2 protein-coding genes are annotated in these 1873 nt (G+C 38.7%); both read left to right on the top strand.

Features of this window, described 5'->3' with window-relative positions; all coding sequences use genetic code 11:
- Window positions 1-135: 135 nt before the first annotated feature.
- A complete protein-coding gene (locus BKK52_RS12300; RefSeq protein WP_077478814.1) occupies window positions 136-1641 on the top strand; it encodes a phage portal protein in 1506 nt (501 codons plus the stop codon).
- Window positions 1638-1868, top strand: a complete 231-nt coding sequence (locus tag BKK52_RS12295; RefSeq protein ID WP_077478813.1) for a hypothetical protein — start codon at window positions 1638-1640, stop codon at window positions 1866-1868. The genes BKK52_RS12300 and BKK52_RS12295 overlap by 4 nt, the downstream gene beginning before the upstream one ends.
- The last annotated feature ends 5 nt before the right edge of the window (window positions 1869-1873 follow it).

Genomic DNA, 1873 nt, shown 5'->3' with positions numbered 1-1873 from the left:
CTACTTCAGCCCCTAAAATAATTTTAGACGAAATGCGATTATTCCCTAATGGTGCGCACGATGACACGATCGATGCTTGTGCTCGTGCATATAACGAACTAATGAGCGGTTCTCGCTCTTTCTTTGGATAACATTATGTTTGGATTTGGTAAGAAAAAAGACGTTAAAAAAGAAACAGTGCGAGAAAAGGGCTCATTTTGGGATGGTAAAAAGTTTATTTATTCACCCCAGCAAAATTATTTTCTTAATGTGATTTCCAATTTGGTAGATCGCAATAATCACCAAAGCAATAATTTAGGTGAATTGGCCCAAGATAGTGATGATTCGTTTTCTTTGAAAATGAGTTTTTCCGCACCTGAAGCAGTGAGCGTTCAGTTGGCGAACTGGTTTGCATCTCAATCTTTTATAGGGCATCAAATGAGTGCTATGTTGGCGCAGAATTGGCTAATTAATAAAGCTTGTTCTGTGCCGGCAAGGGATGCAACACGAAATGGGTACGATATTGTTTCGACTGATGGGACAGATATTCCAGATGAGGTAATTAAAGCGTTACAAAAGTTCGATAAGAAATACAAAATTCGTCATAACTGTGAGCAATTTGTCAGAATGGGGCGGATCTTTGGCATTCGTATTGCTATGTTTGTTATTGATAGTGACGATCCTGATTTCTACGAAAAACCATTCAACATAGATGGTGTAGCTGAAGGAGCCTATAGAGGTATTGCACAAATCGATCCATATTGGTGTGTGCCACTTCTTGTTGGAGGAGAATTATCAAATCCTACTAATATTCATTTCTACGAGCCGACCTATTGGAAAATTGGCGATAAGAAAATTCACCGTTCACATTTAATGATATTTCGTAACAGTGAAGTTCCTGACTTGCTAAAACCTATGTACCAGTATGGTGGAGTTCCTGTTCCTCAATTAATTATGGAAAGAGTCTATGGAGCAGAACGGACGGCAAGTGAATCGTTAAATTTGGTGATGTCAAAACGAACAACCGTTTGGCTCACCAATATGGCGATGTTTATGGCTGATGCTGAGATGAATTCTGAAAAATTCAGAACTTGGATCAACTATCGAGATAACAATGGCGTGAAGTTGGGCGATAAAGAAGGCGATTTATTGCAACAATTCGACACGACTTTATCCGGGCTTGATGATGTCATTATGACAAATTATCAACTTGTTTCTGCTGCTAATGTTCCGGCGACTAAACTTCTTGGCACAACGCCCAAAGGATTCAATTCAACTGGTGAGGGTGAAGAGAAAAACTATCACGAGGAATTAGAAAGCATTCAAGAGCATGATTTAGCTGATTTCATTGAGCGACATCATTTGCTTGTAATGAAATCGGAAGGACTTCCGTTAATTGAAACATCTGTAAACTGGCGACCTGTTGATAGCCCAAGCTCTAAAGAGTTGGCTGAACGCAATAAATTAAAAGCTGATACTTACTCTGCTCTTGTAATGGCTGGTGCGATAGATGGTTCTGATGTTCGTTATCGTTTAGCTTCCGATCCTGATTCGGGTTTTCATGATATGGGTGAGAAAGACGATGAGAGCTCGTTATTAACAGAACTAGGGATTGATGATCAAACAATTAATTCAATTAACGAGTTGAGTGAAAAAGTATGAAGAAAACCATCGAAGGTAAGCCGCTAATAGTGAGTGCGTCAATTGGCGAACAGTATGCTAAGAGTATTAAAGCTGTTATAAAGGCCATGCATAAAGAAGCTTTGATTGGTATTAAAGAATGCTATGTGGTTTATGCACAGGATAGCGACTTACCTAAAAATGGCAATTTACTATCACAAATTAGGATATTGTTTAATCGTCTTTTAAAAAAAAGGGGGCTGAAGTAGATTAG

The organism is Rodentibacter trehalosifermentans (genome assembly GCF_002000545.1).
In the GTDB taxonomy this organism is placed as follows: domain Bacteria; phylum Pseudomonadota; class Gammaproteobacteria; order Enterobacterales; family Pasteurellaceae; genus Rodentibacter; species Rodentibacter trehalosifermentans.
Note: the sequence above shows the minus strand (reverse complement) of the source record. Positions and strands in the feature narration are given on the sequence as shown.

Coding starts and splice junctions, on each gene's coding strand:
- BKK52_RS12295 (WP_077478813.1), top strand. CDS start 1,638: ATGAAGAAAACCATCGAAGGTAAGCCGCTAATAGTGAGTGCGTCAATT.
- BKK52_RS12300 (WP_077478814.1), top strand. CDS start 136: ATGTTTGGATTTGGTAAGAAAAAAGACGTTAAAAAAGAAACAGTGCGA.